The sequence below is a fragment of the Pseudomonas sp. MWU13-2862 genome, assembly GCF_023242495.1.
GTDB lineage: Bacteria > Pseudomonadota > Gammaproteobacteria > Pseudomonadales > Pseudomonadaceae > Aquipseudomonas > Aquipseudomonas gingeri_D.
On record NZ_JALMEZ010000003.1, the window covers coordinates 498,785 to 519,379 of the forward strand.

The 20,595-nt window shown below is 61.7% G+C and carries 18 protein-coding genes and 1 pseudogene; 4 read left to right on the top strand and 15 right to left on the bottom strand.

The window, feature by feature from the left end; translation table 11 throughout:
• Positions 1-7: 7 nt before the first annotated feature.
• Entirely contained in the window at positions 8-1,354 is a 1,347-nt protein-coding gene (algB, locus tag M5C56_RS08140; RefSeq protein WP_103496281.1) for a sigma-54-dependent response regulator transcription factor AlgB, read from the bottom strand.
• Positions 1,355-1,803: 449 nt separating this feature from the next.
• On the opposite strand from algB, the gene M5C56_RS08145 reads away from it, so the two are divergent.
• From M5C56_RS08145 to M5C56_RS08160, 4 genes are all read left to right on the top strand, one after another.
• Positions 1,804-2,085, top strand: a complete 282-nt coding sequence (locus M5C56_RS08145; protein ID WP_103496282.1) for a hypothetical protein — start codon at positions 1,804-1,806, stop codon at positions 2,083-2,085.
• Positions 2,086-2,175: 90 nt separating this feature from the next.
• Positions 2,176-2,340 carry a DUF1328 domain-containing protein gene (locus tag M5C56_RS08150; RefSeq protein ID WP_100940022.1) on the top strand — a complete coding sequence of 55 codons (165 nt, stop codon included), beginning with the start codon at positions 2,176-2,178 and terminating at the stop codon, positions 2,338-2,340.
• Positions 2,341-2,868: 528 nt separating this feature from the next.
• Positions 2,869-4,200, top strand: a complete 1,332-nt coding sequence (gene gltP / locus M5C56_RS08155) for a glutamate/aspartate:proton symporter GltP (protein ID WP_103496283.1) — start codon at positions 2,869-2,871, stop codon at positions 4,198-4,200.
• 175 nt (positions 4,201-4,375) lie between these two features.
• The gene (locus tag M5C56_RS08160; protein ID WP_152736521.1) at positions 4,376-5,605 is read left to right on the top strand and encodes a spore maturation protein; all 1,230 of its coding nucleotides are present in this window, start codon (positions 4,376-4,378) and stop codon (positions 5,603-5,605) included.
• Here M5C56_RS08160 and M5C56_RS08165 read toward each other — a convergent pair whose 3' ends face one another.
• The 14 genes and pseudogenes from M5C56_RS08165 to M5C56_RS08230 all read right to left on the bottom strand — a co-directional run bounded on the left by M5C56_RS08165 (position 5,606) and on the right by M5C56_RS08230 (position 20,577).
• Positions 5,606-6,238, bottom strand: coding sequence for an ABC-type transport auxiliary lipoprotein family protein (locus M5C56_RS08165; protein ID WP_103496285.1), 633 nt, complete (start codon positions 6,236-6,238; stop codon positions 5,606-5,608).
• A complete protein-coding gene (locus M5C56_RS08170; RefSeq protein WP_103496286.1) occupies positions 6,235-7,173 on the bottom strand; it encodes an MlaD family protein in 939 nt (312 codons plus the stop codon). Before M5C56_RS08170 ends, M5C56_RS08165 begins: the two co-directional genes overlap by 4 nt.
• A 1-nt stretch (position 7,174) precedes the next feature.
• Positions 7,175-7,978, bottom strand: a complete 804-nt coding sequence (locus tag M5C56_RS08175; RefSeq protein ID WP_103496287.1) for an ABC transporter ATP-binding protein — start codon at positions 7,976-7,978, stop codon at positions 7,175-7,177.
• Positions 7,975-9,120, bottom strand: a complete 1,146-nt coding sequence (locus tag M5C56_RS08180) for an ABC transporter permease (protein WP_103496288.1) — start codon at positions 9,118-9,120, stop codon at positions 7,975-7,977. The genes M5C56_RS08175 and M5C56_RS08180 overlap by 4 nt, the downstream gene beginning before the upstream one ends.
• Before the next feature lie 66 nt (positions 9,121-9,186).
• Entirely contained in the window at positions 9,187-10,194 is a 1,008-nt protein-coding gene (locus M5C56_RS08185; protein ID WP_103496289.1) for a DUF5924 family protein, read from the bottom strand.
• A 172-nt stretch (positions 10,195-10,366) separates the two neighbouring features.
• On the bottom strand, positions 10,367-11,743 hold the full coding sequence (locus M5C56_RS08190) for a pitrilysin family protein (RefSeq protein ID WP_103496290.1): 1,377 nt from the start codon (positions 11,741-11,743) through the stop codon (positions 10,367-10,369).
• A gap of 55 nt (positions 11,744-11,798) precedes the next feature.
• Entirely contained in the window at positions 11,799-13,457 is a 1,659-nt protein-coding gene (locus tag M5C56_RS08195; protein WP_103496291.1) for a Na/Pi cotransporter family protein, read from the bottom strand.
• Between the two features lie 204 nt (positions 13,458-13,661).
• Positions 13,662-14,429 (bottom strand): TerC family protein, encoded by a 768-nt coding sequence (locus M5C56_RS08200; protein WP_103496292.1) that lies wholly within the window; start codon positions 14,427-14,429, stop codon positions 13,662-13,664.
• 90 nt (positions 14,430-14,519) lie between these two features.
• On the bottom strand, positions 14,520-15,827 hold the full coding sequence (locus M5C56_RS08205; protein ID WP_103496293.1) for a CitMHS family transporter: 1,308 nt from the start codon (positions 15,825-15,827) through the stop codon (positions 14,520-14,522).
• 307 nt (positions 15,828-16,134) lie between these two features.
• The gene (locus M5C56_RS08210; protein ID WP_103496294.1) at positions 16,135-16,428 is read right to left on the bottom strand and encodes a DUF3077 domain-containing protein; all 294 of its coding nucleotides are present in this window, start codon (positions 16,426-16,428) and stop codon (positions 16,135-16,137) included.
• 267 nt (positions 16,429-16,695) lie between these two features.
• Positions 16,696-16,854, bottom strand: a pseudogene (locus M5C56_RS08215) (IS1380 family transposase); the annotation flags it as partial.
• Positions 16,855-16,913: 59 nt separating this feature from the next.
• Positions 16,914-17,792, bottom strand: coding sequence for a hypothetical protein (locus M5C56_RS08220; protein ID WP_247263087.1), 879 nt, complete (start codon positions 17,790-17,792; stop codon positions 16,914-16,916).
• A 500-nt stretch (positions 17,793-18,292) separates the two neighbouring features.
• Positions 18,293-20,260: a DUF4105 domain-containing protein gene (locus M5C56_RS08225; RefSeq protein WP_103496296.1), complete on the bottom strand. Its 1,968-nt coding sequence runs from the start codon at positions 20,258-20,260 to the stop codon at positions 18,293-18,295.
• Positions 20,257-20,577 carry a DUF2388 domain-containing protein gene (locus M5C56_RS08230; protein ID WP_103496297.1) on the bottom strand — a complete coding sequence of 107 codons (321 nt, stop codon included), beginning with the start codon at positions 20,575-20,577 and terminating at the stop codon, positions 20,257-20,259. Before M5C56_RS08230 ends, M5C56_RS08225 begins: the two co-directional genes overlap by 4 nt.
• Positions 20,578-20,595 lie beyond the last annotated feature (18 nt).

Consider the following 20,595-nt stretch of genomic DNA (forward strand, 5'->3'; position numbering starts at 1 on the left):
GGGCTACTCACAGGTTGTACTGTTTGCGTTTGCGGTACAGCGTCGAGGCGTCGATGCCCAGTGTCTTGGCGGCCTGGTCAAGGGTATCGCTGTTGGCCAGTACCGCGCCGATATGGGCTTTCTCCAGTTCGTCCAGGCTCAGCGCGGCGCCGATGCGCGGTGCGCTGTTGGCCGGTTGCTCGGCCATGCCCAGGTGGCTGATCTCCACGCGCTCCTGGGGACAGATGATGCTGGCGCGTTCGACCACGTTGCGCAGCTCACGGATATTGCCCGGCCAGCGGTAGTTGAGCAGGGCTTCGCGGGCCTCATCGCCGAAGCCGCGGGCTGGTCGCGCGTATTCCTTGACGAAGCGGGCGAGGAAACGATCGGCGAGCATCAGGATGTCTTCACTGCGCTCGCGCAGGGGCGGCAGGTGCAGGGTGATGACGTTCAGGCGATAGAGCAGGTCCTCGCGAAAACGCCCGTCGCGGACCATGTCTTCGAGGTTGAGGTTGGTCGCGGCGAGAATCCGCACATCGGCCCGTCGTGTCACCGGATCGCCGACCCGTTCGTATTCCTTGTCCTGGATAAAGCGCAGCAGCTTGGGCTGCAGGGTCAGGGGGAAATCGCCGATCTCGTCGAGAAACAGCGTCCCGCCGTCGGCCTGGTTGACCCGGCCCAGGGTGCTTTCGCTGGCGCCGGTGAAGGCCCCGCGGCTGTGGCCGAACAGCTCGCTTTCCATCAGCTCGGCGGTCAGCGACGGGCAGTTGATGGTCACGCAGGATTTCTTCGCGCGTTTGCTCCAGCCATGGATGGCCCGGGCCAGTTCGCCCTTGCCGGTCCCGGACTCGCCGAGGATCAGGATGTTCGCGTCGGTGCCGGCCACCTGCCGCGCGGTTTCCAGCACCGCCATCATCGATGGGCTGTGGGAGTCGAGGCCGTCCTTGGGCTTGCGCACTTCGCCTTCCAGGGCCTCGAGGCGCGCCGACAGTTGCCGCACTTCCAGCTGTTTGGCCGTGGCCAGGCGCAGTTGGTCCGGGCTGCACGGCTTGACCAGGTAATCGGCGGCACCGGCCTGGATGGCGTCGACCGCGGTGTCCACGGCTGAGTGGGCGGTGACTATCACCACGCGCATCCAGGGCGCCTGGATGCGCATCTGGGCCAGGACATCGAGGCCGTTGTCTTCGCCAAGGCGCAGGTCGAGGAAGCACAGGTCGAAAACCTGGCGCTGCAGCAAGGCCTCGGCCTGGGCCGCGCTGTTCGCCGTGGCGACGCTGTAGCCCTCGTCTTCCAGGCAATAGCGAAAGGTGCGAAGGATGGCGGACTCGTCATCCACCAGCAGAATACGGCCTTGATGTTCCGTGGCGGACTCCATCTCCCATGCTCCTTTAGTAAAAGTTTTCAGTCTCTACCGGAAATATCCGGCACGTTAGAGAGCTGTTTCTGATTGACCTTATGACAAGCAGGGTAACGGTCTGCGCCCCTGATTGCTAACCCGCTGATTTGGGGAATTTTTTAGGCTCTTTGCTTCCGACAGTTGGGCTCTCAGCTAATTCCTACTGATTTTCTTACTATTTATTCTTTTGGTAGGGCTATTTCCTACGGATTCATCGTGCAATACGCACGACCGTATGGCGGGCATCGTGCAGGATGCTGGTCGATCAATCTTGTGTATTTTATAACTTATTGATTTTATTGATATTTTTTCAATAAAAAAGCTGGCATGCAGACTGCAATGTTCCTCTCAAGAACATTCGCGGTGGTCGGTCTGGTTCATCTCTGCCGACCCCGCAACACCCATCATTGAGTCGGAGGAGTTTCAGGATGAATCGCCCACGTGCCGCCCATCTCCATCTCTCGCCACTGCACTTGCAGCAAGGATTGTTTGCCGTGTTGGCGTTGCTGGTCACGCTGATTGCCGGCCAGCAGTTCCAACGCTGGAACCAGGCCAGTGTCCAGGTCCAGCGCCTGCCCGGGCATGCCCTGCAACAAACCCATTTCAGCGCGACCGCTACCAGTATCAGCGACCCCGCCGCCTACCGCCTGACGTCGGTCGATCAAGCCCAGGTGCCTGACGAGCCGTTGCAGCAGCGCTGGGTGTTCTAGGCAAGAACCGGGCTGTCGGATGATAGCCCGGGGCAGTACCCGGAGCAGTAAAGGCTGCATCCAAACACTTGTAAGTCGAGGAGAATCACCATGTTGAGCTGGGCAGTCACATTCCTGATCATTGCCATTGTCGCCGCGGTATTGGGCTTTGGTGGCATCGCCGGTACAGCCACGGGTATCGCCAAGATCCTCTTTGTCGTATTCCTGGTGATGTTCGTGGTTTCCTTCCTGTTCGGACGCCGTGGTCGAGGCTGACCATGAGGCCACAGCCGCCCTGCTGACGGGCGGCCGCTCCTGTCTTTGCATGACCGCGTTTGCCGCTTTGACCCTATGTCGTTCTGACATTAAGTGGCCTTTTCCGCGGGTGCATTTTTCCGATGTGACCGTACGTCTAGAAACACCCCTCTGATTACCCCTCGTTTACGATTGAATTTGTAGGAGTTTTCTACTTATTTGGCCTCGCTTCATTCCCGTGCCGTAGAGGAAAAAATGCTTTGAAATGGCCGGTCTACGGCACTTTTTTCGGCTGAAATGTCCTGTTGATGGGGGACAAAACGGTCGTATTGCTGAACAAAGGTCATGCCGATTCGGCATGGGGTAGGCGTTTACGGCATTAGACGTCCCCCCCTTGCATGGGAATAGTTGCGCCTTTTTTCGCCTGCCAAAAAGCCATCAGGCCGGTGGGCGATGACCTTCCATGGGGGACAGTTGCCATCACCTGACCTGCATCAGTGCAACGGTGAGGGGCTTCTGTCCGACTCCACTTGAAGCAAGGGTAACGACATGAAGAAGGCAAAGCTCAGCCTCGCCTGGCAGATCCTTATCGGTCTGGTACTGGGGATTGCAGTCGGCGCGCTGCTCAACCATTTCAGTGCCGAGAAGGCCTGGTGGATCGGCAACGTCCTGCAACCGGCAGGCGATATCTTTATCCGCCTGATCAAGATGATCGTTATCCCGATTGTCATTTCCTCGCTGGTGGTCGGCATTGCCGGTGTCGGCGATGCCAAGAAGCTGGGGCGCATCGGCCTCAAGACCATCGTCTACTTCGAGATCGTCACCACCATCGCCATTGTGGTCGGCCTGCTGCTGGCCAACGTGTTCCACCCGGGCTCGGGCATCGACATGAGCACCCTGGGCACCGTGGACATCTCCAAGTACAAGGCCACTGCCGCCGAAGTGCAGCATGAGCATGCGTTTATCGAAACCATCCTCAACCTGATTCCTTCGAACATCTTTGCCGCCATGGCCCGCGGCGAAATGCTGCCGATCATCTTCTTCTCGGTGCTCTTCGGCCTCGGCCTGTCGAGCCTGCAGGCCGAGTTGCGCGACCCGCTGGTGAAGATGTTCCAGGGCGTCTCGGAAAGCATGTTCAAGGTCACCCACATGATCATGAACTACGCGCCGATCGGTGTGTTTGCCCTGATCGCGGTGACCGTCGCCAGCTTCGGCTTCGCCTCCCTGCTGCCGCTGGCCAAGCTGGTGCTGCTGGTCTACGCCGCCATCCTGTTCTTCGCCTTTGCCGTGCTCGGCCTGGTGGCCCGTTTGTTCGGCTTCTCGGTGATCAAGCTGATGCGCATCTTCAAGGACGAACTGGTACTGGCCTACTCCACCGCCAGTTCCGAAACCGTGTTGCCACGGGTGATCCAGAAGATGGAAGCCTACGGCGCGCCGAAAGCCATTTGCAGTTTTGTGGTGCCGACCGGTTACTCCTTCAACCTCGACGGCTCGACCCTGTACCAGAGCATCGCGGCGATCTTCATTGCCCAGCTTTATGGCATCGACCTGTCCATCAGCCAGCAATTGCTGCTGGTGCTGACCCTGATGGTCACCTCCAAGGGCATTGCCGGGGTACCGGGCGTGTCCTTCGTGGTGTTGCTGGCGACCCTGGGCAGCGTCGGTATTCCGCTGGAAGGCCTGGCCTTTATCGCCGGTGTCGACCGGGTCATGGACATGGCGCGGACCGCGCTGAACGTGATCGGCAATGCCCTGGCGGTGCTGGTGATTTCCCGTTGGGAAGGCATGTACGACGATGCCAAGGGCGAGCGCTACTGGAACTCCCTGCCGCACTGGCGCAGCAAGGCGCCGCTGCCGGCGGGCGAGGCTTCCAAGGGCTGATTGAATGGCGCTTGCTGGCGAAGCCTCTAGTGCTCTCGCTGGCCCCTTCGCGAGCAAGCTCTGCTCCTACAGGTCCGCGTACTGCCAAAGCTGATCGATAGACCCCGGACTTTCCGGGGTTTGTTGTTTCTGGCCCGACCGCTATCATTCGCCGCATCTTCAAGGAGTTTTCCCGATGCTCAATGGCCTGTGGCTTGGCTTTTTCGTAGTGGCGACCGTCTCGGCGCTGGCGCAATGGCTGGTGGGTGGCAACCCCGCGATCTTCGCCGCGATGGTGGAAAGCATCTTCGCCATGGCCAAGCTCTCGGTGGATGTCATGGTCCTGCTGTTCGGCACCCTGACCCTCTGGCTCGGCTTTCTGCGCATCGCCGAAAAGGCCGGGATCGTCGACTGGCTGGCCAAGGCCCTGGGGCCGCTGTTCAGCCGCCTGATGCCGGACGTGCCGCGCGGCCATCCGGCCATCGGCCTGATCACCCTCAACTTTGCGGCCAACGCCCTGGGCCTGGACAACGCCGCCACGCCCATCGGCCTCAAGGCCATGCGTTCCCTGCAGGAGCTCAACCCGAGCCAGACCGTGGCGAGCAACGCGCAGATCCTGTTCCTGGTGCTCAATGCCTCGTCCCTGACCCTGCTGCCGGTGACCATCTTCATGTACCGCGCCCAGCAAGGCGCGGCGGACCCGACCCTGGTGTTCCTGCCGATCCTGCTGGCCACCTGCGCCTCAAGCCTGGTCGGCCTGCTCTCGGTGGCGGTGATGCAGCGCCTGCGGTTGTGGGACCCGGTAGTGCTGGCCTACCTGATTCCCGGCGCTTTGCTGCTCGGCGGCTTCATGGCAGTGCTGGCCGGGCTGTCGGCCACGGCGTTGGCCAGCCTGTCGTCGATCCTCGGCAACCTGACGCTGTTCGGCCTGATCATGCTGTTCCTGGTCATTGGCGCGTTACGCAAGGTGAAGGTCTACGAGGCTTTTGTCGAAGGGGCAAAAGAGGGCTTTGATGTCGCCAGGAATCTGTTGCCGTACCTGGTGGCGATGCTCTGCGCGATTGGTGTGCTGCGGGCTTCCGGGGCGCTGGACTTCGGCCTCGACGGCATTCGTCACCTGGTGCAGTGGGCCGGTTGGGATACGCGCTTTGTCGATGCGTTGCCGACAGCGATGGTCAAGCCGTTCTCCGGCAGTGCGGCGCGGGCGATGTTGATCGAGACCATGAAGACCCAGGGCGTGGACAGCTTCCCGGCGCTGGTGGCGGCGACGATCCAGGGCAGCACCGAAACCACCTTCTATGTGCTGGCGGTGTATTTCGGCGCGGTGAATATCCAGCGGGCGCGACACGCGGTGGGCTGCGCCTTGCTGGCGGAACTGGCCGGGGTGCTGGCGGCGATCGGGGTGTGCTATTGGTTCTTCGGCTGATCAGCGTTTGGCTGAATCCTCGCCTTGCTGCACCGCCCAACCGATCATCTGCGCCATCAGCTTGTCGCCGGCCTGGCCGAAGCCGGCCACCACGCCGGGCACCTGCTTGTCATTGATCGGCTGGCGCACTTCAAAGCGCCGGCTGGCGAGGATCCGCTGGTCAATCCCACGGACCAGCCGCGCATCGAAGCGGATCACCACCTCGGCTCCCTGACCCCGATACTCGGTCTGGAAGGCCTGCAACTCGCCGCCCAGCTCGAAATCCGCCTGCAGGTTGCTGTCGTCGGTGCTCAGCAGACGCACCCGGCCGTCGCGCTGGAAGGCGTCGAGAATCCGGTTGCGCAGCAACACCGGTGCCGGATCGCTCCAGCGTGAGGCCTTGTAGTGGCTGATCAGGTCACCCTGGGGCACCACGGCGATATTCGGGCTGTTCAAGGCGTCACTGGCAATCGGCTTGGCAATGCGCAACGACCAGTTGACCGGCTGGCTGTTGGGCGCCGGAACACTGTTCTGTGCCGTCGGCAGGCGATAGACATCCGCCGGGTCCGCCTGGGGCAGGATCGAACAGGCGCCGCTCAAGGCCAGGCCGACAACCAGGGTAAGCTGGCTCAATACACGAGGGGCATGCCTCATGGGGTGAATTCCTTGTTCTTGTCACGGCCCAGCAAGTAGCCGCTGGGGTTGGCATCCAGGCGCTTGGAGATCGCGCGCAGGGAACTGAGGGTGTCACGCAGTTCACGGATCGCCGGGGCCAGTTCATTCAAGCCCTGTAATCCACTGTTGACCGAGTCCTGGTTTTTGCTTAGCAGCGTGTTGATGGTCGCGGTGCTCTGCTCCAGGGATTGCATGGCCCGTTCGGCGCTGCCAAGGGCCTGCTTGCCCTGGTTGTCGAGCAGGCCGTTGGCGTTGTGCATCAGCGCGGTGGTCTGTTCCAGGGTCGCGCTGACCTGCTTGCTGACCAGGGTCATCTGTTTCAGGGTCTGGCGGATATCGTCGCGCTGGCCGGCAATCGCCCCGGTGGCTTGCTGGAGGTTGTCCAGGGTCTGGCTGACCTGGGCGACGTTTTTCTGCGAGAACATTTCGTTGGCATTGTGCAGCAGCAGGTTGATCCCGCTCATCAGGTCGTTGCTGTCGTTGAGCAGGCGTGAGATCGGCGACGGCGAGGCGATGATCTGCGGCAGGTTGCCATCCTTGCCCTTGAGCTCGGGACTCTGCGGCGTGCCGTCGCTGAGCTGGATCAGCGAGGTGCCGGTGATGCCGGTCAGGGCCAGCTTGGCGCGGGTATCCTCCTTGATCGGCGTGTCGCCGGCCAGGCGGATGCGTGCCAGCACCCGGCGCGGGTCTTTCGGGTCGAGGCTCAGTTGCAGCACGTCGCCGACCTTGATCCCGCTGTATTGCACCGGGCTGCCCTTGGACAGGCCGCTGACCGCCTCGTTGAACACCACTTCATAGTCCTTGAACGCGGTGTCGACACTGGACTTGGCCAGCCACAGGCCGAACAGCAACGCGGCCACGACCACCAGCACACTGAACAGGCCGATCATCACATGATGGGCACGGGTTTCCATCTCATCCCTCCTTGTGCGGGGTTACCGCGTCAAATGCGGCGCGGCCACGCGGGCCATGGAAGTATTCGTGAATCCACGGGTCGTCGGTTTCGGCGACCCGGTCGATGGCATCGGCCACCAGTACGTGTTTCTGCGCCAGCACCGCGACCCGGTCGGTGATGGTGTAGAGCGTGTCGAGGTCGTGGGTGACCAGGAACACACTCAGGCCCAGGGCATCGCGCAGGGTCAGGATCAGTTGGTCGAAGGCCGCCGCGCCGATGGGGTCGAGGCCGGCGGTGGGTTCGTCGAGAAACAGGATGTCCGGGTCCAGCGCCAAGGCGCGGGCCAAGGCGGCGCGCTTGATCATGCCGCCGGACAGCGAGGCCGGGTATTTGTTGGCGGCCGACAGCGGCAGGCCGGCCAAGGCCAGCTTGACCGCCGCCAGGTGTTCGGCATCGCGCCGACTGAGGCCGGCGTGTTCGATCAGCGGCAGGGCGACGTTCTCGGTGACCGTCAGGGAGGAAAACAACGCACCTTTCTGGAACAGCACACCGAAGCGCCGTTCGACCTGGGAACGCGCCTGTTCCGAGAGGCTGCGCAGGTCCTGGCCGAACACCCGTACGCTGCCCTCGCTGGGTTTGCGCAGGCCGACGATACTGCGCAGCAGCACCGACTTGCCACTGCCGGAGCCGCCGACCACGGCGAGGATTTCGCCGCGGTAGAGGTCCAGGTCAAGGTTTTCGTGGACGCTCTGGCTGCCGAAGCGATTGCACAGCCCGCGCACTTCGATCACCGCCTCGCTCGGCGCCCGTGGCGGTCGACTCACCAGCCCATCTCCATGAAGAACAACGCGGCAACGGCATCCAGCACGATCACGATAAAGATCGACTGGACCACGCTGGAGGTGGTGTGGGCGCCGACCGACTCGGCACTGCCGCTGACCTTGAAACCTTCCAGGCAACCGACGGCGGCGATCAGGAAGGCGAAGATCGGCGCCTTGACCATGCCGACGAGGAAATGCTGGACGCCGATATCGGCCTGCAACAGGGACAGGAACATCGCCGGCGAGATCCCCAGGGACAAGGCGCAGACCACGCCGCCGCCGACAATCCCGCAGAGCATCGCCAGGAAGGTCAGCATCGGCAGGGCGATCAGCAGGGCCAGGACCCGGGGCAGCACCAGCAATTCCATGGGATCGAGGCCGAGGGTGCGAATGGCGTCGATCTCCTCGTTGGCCTTCATCGAGCCGATCTGCGCGGTAAAGGCGCTGGCGGTGCGCCCGGCCATCAGGATGGCGGTGAGCAGTACGCCGAACTCACGGAGGAAGGAGAAGGCCACCAGGTCGACGGTGAAGATACTGGCGCCGAAGCTTTTCAGCACCGTGGCGCCGAGAAAGGCCACCACGGCGCCCACCAGGAAGGTCAGCAGGGCGACGATCGGGGCGGCGTCGAGGCCGGTCTGTTCGATATGGGCGACGGTCGCGGTCATGCGCCAGCGCCGTGGGTTGAAAATCCCCCGCGCCAGGGTCTCCAGGATCAGGCCGACAAACCCGAGCAGTTGCAGGGTGTCTTGCCAGACGGCATCGACGGCTTTGCCAATGCGTTCGAGCAACTGGATGCCGGCCGCTTCTTCCGGTTCGCGCACCGGTTCGCAGAAATCCGCCAGGGAGCAATACACGGTGTGCAGCAGGGCCCGGTCGGCGGCACTGATGCGGCAGTCCGGGTGTTCGGCCGAACGTCCGAGGCGATCGGCCCCCAGCAGCTCCACCAGCAACGACGCGCCGGCGGTGTCGAGGGCGCCGAGGTCATTGAGGTCGATATCGGTGCTGGCGTCGTATTGGCCGACCAATTGGGCGGCCCGCTGCTTCAGGTTGGCGTAATGGGCCAGCGTCCAGTCACCACTGATCCTCAGGCGCGCGGGACTGCTCGAGGTATCCAGGTGGGCGGTGCCGGCCGTTGCGCTAATGATTGAAAGCTCCGTGCTTAACAGACATTGATACTGGCCTCTGTAATAGCACGATCTGGCCCCTGATCTCTAGTCGCTCACCTTGAAGCGCAGCACGCCGAGCATCTGGCCGCCCTCGGTCAGTACTCGCACCTGCCAGTCACCGGTGGGGTCAGCCGGGAAGTTCTGCTTGTGCGACCAGGCGCGATAACCTTCCTTGCGCCCGCCATGGATATCCAGGGCGATGCGGTCGACTTCGCGGCCGTTGAACTGCCAGACGTGGTAGATCCGCTCGTCCAGCCCGCGCGGCGCACTGATCGAGGTGTAGGCATACAGCCCGTCCTTGCGCACCTGCTGGGTGCTGACTTGCTCCAGGCCCTCACCCGGGGTGCGGTCCTGTAGCTCGGTGGTCACCGCGACTTCGGTCATCCACAAGGTCGCCGGCGGCACCCACGAGCGCAGGAACCAGCCCGCGCCGCCAATCGCCAGGGTCACGCCGATCAGCATCAACCAGCCGCGCAAGCTGCGCAGCGGCAGGCTCACCGCCAGGCTCGGGATCGACAACAGCATGGCGATGCCCAGGGCCAGCTGGTAGCTCTGGGGCGTGGTCAGGTGCAGGATGATCGGCAGCGCGGTGAGCAGCGCGGCGAACAGCGTCAGGGTATGCAATCCCAGCAGCAGCCAGCGTTTCGGCGAGAGCCAGTTGTAGTACAGCGGATCGATGATCGAGACCAGCGCCGCCGCGCCGAGCAGCCCGGTGAACAGCAACTGGCTGCTGTTCCAGGTGGTGGTAATGAAAAAGAACGGCAGGACAAAGGACAGGCTTTGCTGGTGGATCATCTGCGTGGCATAGCGCAGCAGCGGCTCGGGGATATCGTGTTTGAACAGGCGACTGAAGAACTGCGTCAGGACGTTCTCCAGCATCAACCAGAGCCAGCTCACCAGCAGAATGACCGCAATCCAGCTGGCGGAGTTCTGCTGGCGATCAACCAGGATGAAACTGGCGATACCGGAGCAGAAGCCGAAAGCCGCAATCACCCCTGGATAACGCTTCATCAGTGCGAGGAGGCGTTGGATATGCAGGGTCCAGTTCGGCATTCGGCAGTTCACAGTCAGGCAGTTGAAAGATCACGACACAATACCGTTTCAGGCGCGATTAGTCGTGTTTGTGGTGGCCCCATGCCCCTACAGGACTCGCGTCGTACGCAAAGCCCGGGCACGACACAAATCCTGTAGGAGCAAGCTTGCTCGCGATGAACGATAACGCGGTCTAGCGTCGATAAGCCCGCCAACCCAGCAGCCCGATCAGCAGCAAGCCCGCGAGGGCGGCGCCCAGGCCGATCAGCTGTTCATCGCTGAGCAGCGGTTTTTCGATCCGCAGGTAGCCCGGCTGCTTGAACAACTGGCGCAGCGCCTGGTTGGCATCCGCCAGCGTCACCGCCCGCAGGGCCTGGGCCGGGTCGGCAAAATGGCCGTCCTCGTAGTCGCCCAGCGCCCCCCAGTAATAGTCGGCCAGGGCACTGTTGCCCTGCACCGCCCAGGCCTGGCGGGCAATGGCGGCTTGTTGCAGGCGGGCGAAGGTGTCCGGGTCGAGGCCGTCCTTGAGCAGACGGGCCCTGAGCGCTTCGAGCACCTGTCGGGCGTCGTCCAGATTATCGCGTTCGACATCGGCGTTGACGCTGAAGAAGCCGACGCCGCCCAGCACTTCGCGTTCGCTCCACGGCCCATAGGACAGGCCGTGGTCCAGGCGCAAATGCCGATACAGCGCCCAGTCCAGATAGTCCTTGAGCAGATCGAAGGTTTCGTCGGGCAGCCCTTCCAGGGCCGGCTCCGGAAACAGCCAGTGGATTTTCGCTCCGTTGCCGACCCAGCCGCGTGGCAGGTCGCGTTGCGCGGCGGCGGCCTGGTCATGGATTTCCGGCAGCGGCTGGTGGTCATTGGGCTCGATCGGCGCCAGGGCGCCGAAGGCCCGGTCCAGGTAGGCCGGGAGCAGGCGATCAAGCTCGCCGACCATGATCAGGGTCATATTGTTCGGCGCGTACCAGTTCTTGCGCACGGCCTCCAACTGCTCCCGGGTCAGGTGCTGGACATCGGCGCGCTCGGCGCATTTGAGTCCCAGCTCCACCGCCAGCTGGTTGCTGGCGTTGTGACCGAAGTCCTGGTGGTCCAGCCAGCGCTGCAAGTGCGAGTAATGGCCGCCCTCCTCGCGCTCCACCACCTGCTTGGCGGCGGCAATGGCGTTGTCGCTGAGCTCGGTACGGGTGAGGATCTCCAGCAGCAGGTCGAGAATCTTGCGCTGGTTGGCGGCCGGGGCCTCGATCACGAAGGTGGTGTCGGCATTGCTGGTGTAGGCGTTCCATTCGCCACCCAGGGCCTGCATGCGTTCTTCCAGGCCGCCTTCACCGCTGGCGTCGACGCCACTGAACAACAGGTGTTCGAGCAGGTGTGGCAGTTCCTTGTCGGCACAGGAGAAATCGTCGAACCCGACCCCCACCACCAGGCGGATCGCCACGTGGCCGCGTTCGCTGCCGGGTTTGAGCAGCAGTTGCAGGCCGTTGGGCAATTGATAACCCTCGACCTGGAAGCGATCGAGGGCGGCGGCGTGCAGGGTATTGAGCAGCAGGCAGGCGAACAGCAGGCAACGCATAACCATTTTCCGAAGGCGGGGTCCTACGCAAAGACAACGGTGCAACCATGGACGTTCAAGACGATTGGCTGATGTCGTCGAGTTCTTCTGGGGCCAGGGCACCGGTCTCGGTGGTTTCCAGCACCGCATAGGCGCTGCCGCAGAATAACGAATTCAGGCGTTTCATGTCGGCAATCAGCTCCAGATGCAGCGAACTGGTTTCCAGGCTCTGCACCACGCCGCGCTGCAGGCGACTGACGTGGGCGTGGGCCAGGCGCCGTTCCTGGGCGCGGAAACGACGCTTTTCCCGCAGCAGTTGCCGGGCGGTCTGAGGATCGGCACCGAGGAACACCGTGAGGCCCAGGCGCAGGTTGTCGATCAATTGCCGGTGCAGCCCGGCGAGCTCCTCCAGGCCGTCCTCGGAAAACGAGCGGCGCTGCGAGGTCTTCTGCCGCTGCACCTTGCGCAGCATCTGCTCGATCAGGTCGGCGGCCAGCTTCAGGTTGACCGCCAGTTCAATGATTTCCGCCCAGCGCCGGCTGTCCTGTTCGCCGAGGTCTTCCCGAGGCATCTGCGCCAGGTAGAGTTTGACCGCGCTGCAAAGCACCTCGACGTCGTCGCACAGACGACGTATCTCGATGGCCACGGCGGTCTGCTTGCCGTTGAGCACATTGAGCATGGCGTCGAGCATGCTGTCGATCAGGTCGCCGATGCGCAGGGTTTCCCGTACGGCGTTGGACAGCGCCAGGCTCGGTGTGTCGAGGGCCGCGGGGTCGAGATGGCGGGGCTTGGCCTTGCCGTTGACCTCGGGCCGTTCCGGCAGCAGCCAGGCACAGACCCGGGCCATCGGGCCGACACTGGGCAGCAGCAAGACGCAGCGCGCGGTGTTGTAGAGCAGGTGGAAGCCGATCACGATTTCCTGGGGGCTGTACTCGAGGCCGTCGAGCCAGTGTGCCAGCGGGGTCAGCGCCGGGATGATCAGCAGCAGGCCGATCAGCTTGTACAGCAGGCTGCCGAGGGCCACCTGGCGGCCGGCGGCGTTCTGCATGCTGGTGCCGAGGAAGGCCAGCACGCCGCTGCCGATGTTCGCGCCGATCACCAGGCCGATGGCCACCGGCAGGCTGATCACGTCGGCGCCGGCCAGGGTCGCGGTCAGCAGCACGGCGGCGAGACTGGAATAGGAGACCATCGCGAACAGCGCGCCGACCAGGGCATCGAGAAGGATATCGCCGGTCAGGGAGGCGAACATCACCTTCACCCCCTGGGCGTGGGTGATGGGCGCGGCGGCTTCGACGATCAGTTGCAGGGCGAGGATGATCAGTCCCAGGCCGATGCCCACGCGACCGAGCTGGCCGGCGCGGGTCTGCTTGCGCGAGAGGAAAAAGATCACCCCGAGGAAGATCAGCAGCGGCGACAGCCAGGACAGGTCGAAGGTCAGCACCCGGGCCATCAGCGCGGTACCGACGTCGGCGCCGAGCATCACCGCCAGGGCCGGGGTCAGCGTCATCAGGCCCTGGCCGACGAAGGAGGTGACCAGCATGGCGGTGGCATTGCTGCTCTGGACCATGGCGGTGACCAGGATCCCGGCGATAAAGGCCAGGGGGCGCCTGGACATATTGCGGCCGATGACGTGGCGCAGGTGTGAACCGTAGACCCGCAGGATGCCGGTACGGACGATGTGCGTGCCCCAGATCAGCAGGGTCACGGCGGAAAGCAGATTGAGCAGGGTCAGCATGGACGGCCCCCTGGCATGACGGGTGCCCCATGGGGGCAAGTTCGGATTGTGACGGTTCGCCTTTTTTCTACGACTTGTCCTTAAGCTGTAGTTGGCTATTTGGCCGAGCGCCAGCATCGCATGATCGGCGCCGGACCTGAAACAAAAATGTCATATTTCCATAAGGCGTCGTGGGAACCGGTTGCCGGCCCCCACCGTTCAGGGTTATTGACCGGCCACATCCTTGTGTCGTTCCCCGGCTTCGTGTTCCTGCTTCTTTTTCTGCATAGCGGTACGCATCTTGATGTTGATCGCTTCCACCGCCAGGGAGAAGGCCATGGCGAAGTAGACATAGCCCTTGGGCACATGCACGTCGAAGGCTTCGGCGATCAGCACGGTGCCGACCACGATCAGGAACGACAGCGCGAGCATCTTCAGCGACGGGTGCTTGTCGATAAAGTCGCCGATGGTCTTCGAGGCCAGCATCATCACCAGTACCGCCACCACGATCGCCGCGATCATCACCGGCACATGGGAAACCATGCCCACGGCGGTAATCACCGAGTCGAGGGAGAACACGATGTCGATAATGGCGATCTGGATGATGGTGTAGAGGAAGTTGCCGCCCTTGCCTTTCGGCCCTTCGCCGGCTTCTTCCTCGCCTTCCATGCCGTGGTAGATCTCCTGGGAGCTTTTCCACAGCAGGAACAGGCCACCGAAGAACAGGATCAGGTCACGCCCGGAAATACCCTGGCCGAAGACCACGAACAGGTCGTCGGTCAGGCGCATGACCCAGGTGATCGACAGCAACAGCAGGATCCGCGTGACCATCGCCAGGGCCAGGCCGAAGATCCGTGTGCGCTGCTGCATGTGCCGGGGCATGCGGCTGACCAGGATCGAGATCATGATGATGTTGTCGATGCCCAGGACAATCTCCAGGGCGGTCAGGGTGAAAAAGGCCACCCAGATTTCCGGGTTGGTCAGCCAATCCATATCTATTCCTTTGAACGAGTATTTGAGCCGTATCGGCGCCAGGCTTCAGCTTCTGAAGTCCGTGCGCCGACACGACAGTGAATCATTGCCTTATAGACTGCCGTACAACGGAAAGGTCCCCAGCAACAAGGCGGCCAGCAATATGCACAGGCACACCAGCACCGCCCACTTGAGGGTGAAGCGCTGGTGATCGCCGAACTCGATACCGGCCAGGGCCACCAGCAGGTAGGTCGAGGGCACCAGCGGGCTCAACAGGTGGACGGGCTGGCCGACGATCGAGGCACGGGCCATTTCCACCGCACTGATGCCGTAGTGGCTGGCGGCTTCGGCCAGTACCGGCAGCACGCCATAGTAGAAGGCGTCATTGGACATGAAAAAGGTGAACGGCATGCTCACCAGCGCGGTAATCGGCGCCAGGTAAGGGCCGAGCGCCGGCGGGATCACCGCCAGCAGGCTCTTGGACATGGCGTCGACCATGCCGGTGCCGGACAGGATACCGGTGAAGATCCCGGCGGCGAAGATCAGCCCGACCACTGCCAGCACACTGCCGGCGTGGGCGGCGATGCGCTCCTTCTGCTGTTGCAGGCACGGGTAGTTGACGATCATGGCAATACTGAACGCCACCATGAACAGCACCGGCAACGGCAGCAGGCCGGCGATCAGCGCGCCCATCAGGGCGATGGTCAGGGCGCCGTTGAACAGGATCAGTTTCGGCCGGCGGGCATCCGGGTATTGCGAGACGCTGATTTCGCTGTGGTCGACTTCATCGCCGACAACATGCAGCTCGCCCAGGCGTGCCCGTTCGCGCAGGCCATAAAAATAGGCGATGACCAGGATCGCCAGGACCCCGGCGAGCATGGCCGGGATCATCGGCACGAAGATATCCGAGGGATCGACGTGCAGCGCGCTGGCGGCACGAGCGGTCGGTCCGCCCCAGGGGGTCATGTTCATCACCCCGCCGGCGAGGATGATCAGCCCGGCCATGATCCGCGGGCTCATGCCGATGCGGCTGTACAGCGGCAGCATGGCGGCGACGCAGATCATATAGGTGGTGGCTCCGTCCCCATCGAGGGACACCACCAGGGCCAGCACGGCGGTGCCCACCGAGACTTTCAGCGGATCGCCCTTGACCAGCTTGAGGATCTTGCACACGGCCGGGTCGAACAGGCCGGAGTCGATCATCAGGGCGAAATACAGGATGGCGAACATCAGCATCACGCCGGTGGGCGCGAGCTTGGTGATGCCGTCGATCATCATCTTGCCGATGCCTGCGGCAAAACCGCCGAACAGGGCGAAGACGATGGGGACGATGATCAGGGCGATCAGCGCGGACAGGCGCTTGGTCATGATCAGGTACATGAAGGTAATGACCATGGCAAAGCCAAGGAAAGTCAGCATGGGGAGGCTCCGGGCGTAACGCGGCAGGGGAAGGGCGAAGCGACTGGGGTCAGTGCTGGGCGAGCGGCGCGAAAGGGACGAACGGAGTTGCAGCGAACAGGCGGGTCTTAGCGGACATCGGTATCACCATCTTGTTGTTGTGATTGGGCCACGGGGCGTGTTCAAGACGCGCCACGGCCGACCGGTCTGGTGCCGGCGGTGAGGTGATGCTAAAGGGGCAAGCTTTCAGCCAGCTTTCGTTGCTGAAAATTGGACGACAGGCAGGTCGTATCGGCGTAATACGACCTGTTCCTGATTTCTCGGGTAATCAGTGCGTTTGTTCAACCACTGGGGATTGATCAGCAAGCACCCCGAGCACTGCGGCGTCGATCAGGGCCTTGGCCATTTCGTCCAGCTGAAGAGCAGTCCATCGCAAGGAGCGACGATGGGGATTGTCCCCATAGGCCAACTCTTCGTTTAGTGCGCAAGAGCAGTCGAGGGCGATGGATGCGTTTTCCAGCAGATGGATCAGGGGGACGTCGGCATTGACACTAAAAAGTGTTGCGTTGGTTTCGTTGTAGCGACCGAAAGGGACTTTGTGGCTGGTAGGCTTTTTCATCATTCAGATTCTCGTTTTGGGCTACCACCAGACGCCGTCAAACGAACGGGTGGCAACTGTGCGTAGGTTGACGGACCGGAAACGAGAAAACCCGGCGCACCCGAAGATGCCCCACGCACAGCCGCCATAAAGCCATGCAACAGGCACGGAGGTGCCCACGCGGCGGTACAAGGGGTGCGTCGTATCTCGTTAGAAACCGGACCGTCAAATCCGATCACGAATGTGTCGTGACAGCTGCGAGGATATGGAGATAGGGGGGGAGGGTCAAGTCAGCTCTGGCCCGGTTTGCTGGTAGGCACCGGTCACGACTTGCATGGCCGGTGCCGCCAGTTGTTGCAGGCCCGCATTGCGGGCCGGCCCTACGACATAAACGGTCTGCTGGCCATCACACCAATCGAACATGCGATGCCGGCAAAAGCCACTGTCACCCCCCGAAGAGACAATAATCATAAGGCTTTCAGCCGACATCATAAAAAGTCCAGGCAGCTCTATAGCGCAAAACAAATCGCATTGGGAGCATCAATAATGTATGAAGCGTCTCGGATATCACACAGTCTGCTCGTAAATGATTTTATCGTCATGGTCACCTGTTTTTTGGAGGCATCGTAATCGAACTCGATGACAGCGGTTGCATCCGAAAAGCCATCTTTGATTGTCAGGGTTGTTAATCGGGTAGGATAACCTTTGCCAGGTGTGAGGTAGTATTCGGAGGCCAGACTGGGGAAGCCATTACCGTGGCGGTCAACCATGATTACTTGACCAGAAGGAAGGGCTCTGTATACATCGCAACCTGAAAAATAAACATTAACATTGGACAGGATGGAGAATTTATCCTTTTCACTAATAATTACGTGTGAGACCTTTTTTTTAGGGGCGGGGCGTAGAGTATCAGCAGAAGAATATTGAATGACCTGATCATTAATCTGTACCCGGCACCAAGTATCGGTTTCTTCTTTTTTGTGATCCGCATGAGTTTCCAGTTCATGCACCTCAAGACCAATGCTGGTTTGGAAATCTTCGAAGATCCAATGAAAAGTTCTGAGGGCAGCGCCAGGAGAAGTGGTTGAGTAAGTTACTTGATTTCCGAATTTGAATGCGTTGAAGTGATAGTCAGTAGATGAACTCTTGAACTGTAACTCATGAGACGCGGTGGTGTATCCATATTGTTGCCCATAATCGTTGGTGCGGACATCTGTATAATAGCGCCCTCCGCTAAGACTGGTGCTGTTTGTTTTTCGGTACTCAAAGGGTTCTCCCAGTCCGGCTTTTAAATACAAGACCGGGGAGAGTGTAAGGTGCAGATCACCTTCATGCTCAATAGAAAATGGCATTTGGGCCGATGCAATAACCGGAGTTTCTTTTTTCATTTTTTGTGTCCTCAATGTAGGCGATTGAGGCACTGAGTTTCTTGACGCGTATTATACGTTGACTGAACTCAAGCCTCTGCAAGAAGGACTGGCATATCACCTACGTTGGCGATATCAACAGCCCTGTTTCGCTCTATGAGATCAATACTGTTGTGGGCAGCTCCAACTCTCAGAATATGGAAGTCATTACTGCTGCCCGATCTGACTCTCTCGTTCTCTTGCCGAGACATCCCGCATCCACAGATATTGAAAGGAAGTGCTTGGGTCGCACCGGGCTTTCAACGTTCGTGGTTTACTTCATGCGCCTTCAGTGGGAGGGCGTACCTAGAGCGATGCTGTTGAGCCTAGGCTGTCTCCTGACGCTGTCAAGTTCCCTTCCGTCAGGCTTTACGAGCAGGAGGTGAAGCTGGCGCTGGGATAAGTATCGAATTGTTGGTATCTGTCATTAACGATATCAAAGCCCGCGATATTGGTTTGATCGCGTAACGATGGCCTAACCCTCAAGGCAGTTCCAACCCACCCGCCGCCTTGTGCAGCGCCCGCAGGTGTTCGCCGACGATCTTCAGGTTGGCTTCGCTGGCCTCGATCTGCGCTTCCCGGGCCGGGTCCAGCAACTTGCGGATCTCCTTGTCGAGGTCGCCGGTCAGGCGCTGCAGTTGCTGCTGGCGCTGGCTGCTCTCGGCTTCCAGGCGCTTCCACTCGGACGGTTGTGGCAAACCATAGCCGCTGCTGCCGAGCAATTCCGCCGGACGACTGAGGTAACCGCTGTTGGCGAGGATCTCCTGCAAGGTACGGTTGGCCTTGTCCATGTCGTTGTCCTTGAGCTTGATGTCGCGGGCACCGAGGTACTTCTGTTTCACCTCGTCCTGGGCCAGCAGCAACTGTCGCCGGAAGCTCGCCTGCTCCAGCAGCAGCATGGCCGCGCTGGCCCGCAGGTTGGCCTGGGCAAACCATGGGCGGCGCGCTTCGGCGGGCTGCGACAACCAGTCCTCGACGGTTTCCTGCTTGATCGGCAACTGTTTTCTCAAGACATCGAACATGGCCTGGTAGCGATCCCGGTAGGAGTCGAAGCGGTAACCCAGGCGCAAGGCCTCACGGGGATCGTCGAGCACGCTGGTGTCGGCCAGGCCACGGCCCTTGAGTACCTCCAGCAAACCATTGGGGACAATGCTGTCCAGGCCCTTGAGCTGGGCGTTGTCGCTGCCGCTGCGCAACAGCTTCAAGGTCTCCACCGCGCAGTTGTTGCTGATGAAGTAGTAGTTGCCGTCGTAGCTCCAGTGCATTTCGGCGGCGTGCTCGACCACTTCCTCGATTTCCTTGCGCGACAGCTTCAGCGGCACCGAGGCCAGGCTGCGCAGTTCGGTCTTGGTGTATTCGTCGATCACCTGGGACAGCGGCAAGACGAACAGCCGCGACGGATAGGCCCCGTTCAGCCCACCCCAGGTCGAAAGCTGGACGTCGTTGACGAAAGCGCGATAGGACAGCACCAGGTGCTGGTCCAGGTCCAGCCGGCAATCCGGCCCCCGTGGCCGGCCCGGGGCACAGATCACCAGGCGCAGCATGCTGTGGCCCCAGCGGCTGACCCAGTTCTGGTTGGCTTCGGCCAGCAGGTAGTCGACTTCGTAGACCCGCTCGGGGTCGATCTTGCCCAGGGGCGTCTTGCCGAAGTCATTGCCGGCGTTGAGGAACGGGAACGCCCGGTCGCAGCTGTCCTTGGCCGGTGGCGCCCAACCGAAGCGTTCCTGGTAGTAGCGATACAGTGCCGGACGGCGACAGGCGTAGGCCGGGTCGAGGAGGAAGTACTCCATATTGACCGCGACGAACTCCTTGGGATTGGTGGTCTCGTAGATATCCGGGCTGCGCACGACCTGGCTGTTGCGCTGTTCCCGCTGGCCACGGGTGCCGACCACTTGTGGCCAGCCGGCGAGGTCGAGCAGGCGCGGGTCGTCGCTGAGGGTAAAGCGTCGGCCGGTCTGGCCCCGGCATTGATCGGGCAGGCCGACCAGGCCGGTATTGCTGTCACGCTGGGTGCAGCGCTGGATCAGCGTCCGTTCGGCGTCGGGCCACAAGCGGGCGCGGTCATAAATATGGGTCAGTTCGTGAAGAACGGTGGCGAGCATTTCCTCGCGCACGGTGCCGTGGGACCGATTGGTTTTTTTCGTCGCGGCCGAACCGTCCACCAGGCCGGGCAACAGCCTGCGATTGAGGTCCACTTCGGAGACCAATGAGGCCTCGCCGTAGGCGTTGTCCGGCATCTGGGTCGACCAGACAAAATCAATGCTGCGGTCCAGCTGTTCGATAAAACGCGGCGGCAGATGGGCCATGGCCTCATCGATCAACACTTGGCTGGCCTGTTGCTCGGCCGGGCTCAGACCTTCGGTCTTGAGGTGCAATTGCAGGCTGGCCTGGGCCGCGTTGCCGAACAGCAACAGGGCGCAGGCCAGCAGCCCGCCGGTGAGTAATCTCACAGGGCGAGAATGGCTTCGGCGAGGTCTTGATCGCTGGCGTCACGGGCGCCTGGCACTTCAGTACGCAAGGCGGCAAAGGCGGCTTCCAGGTGGGCCCCACGGATATCGCCCTGGCTGGCGACGAAACTGGCGGCGTCGTCGTGGGCTTCCCGGACCACTTTCGAGTCGCGGATCGAGGTGGTGGTGTCCGAGGTGAAGTCGAGGGTACGGCCCGTGGCCCGTACAAGCATATTGCTGGTAGCCACCAGGGTGTGCGCCGAAGCCACGTCGGTCAGCAACAGCAGGCCGAGTGCGGCGGCGATCAGGGGGGTACGCATGTAAAGGTCTCCGGGAAT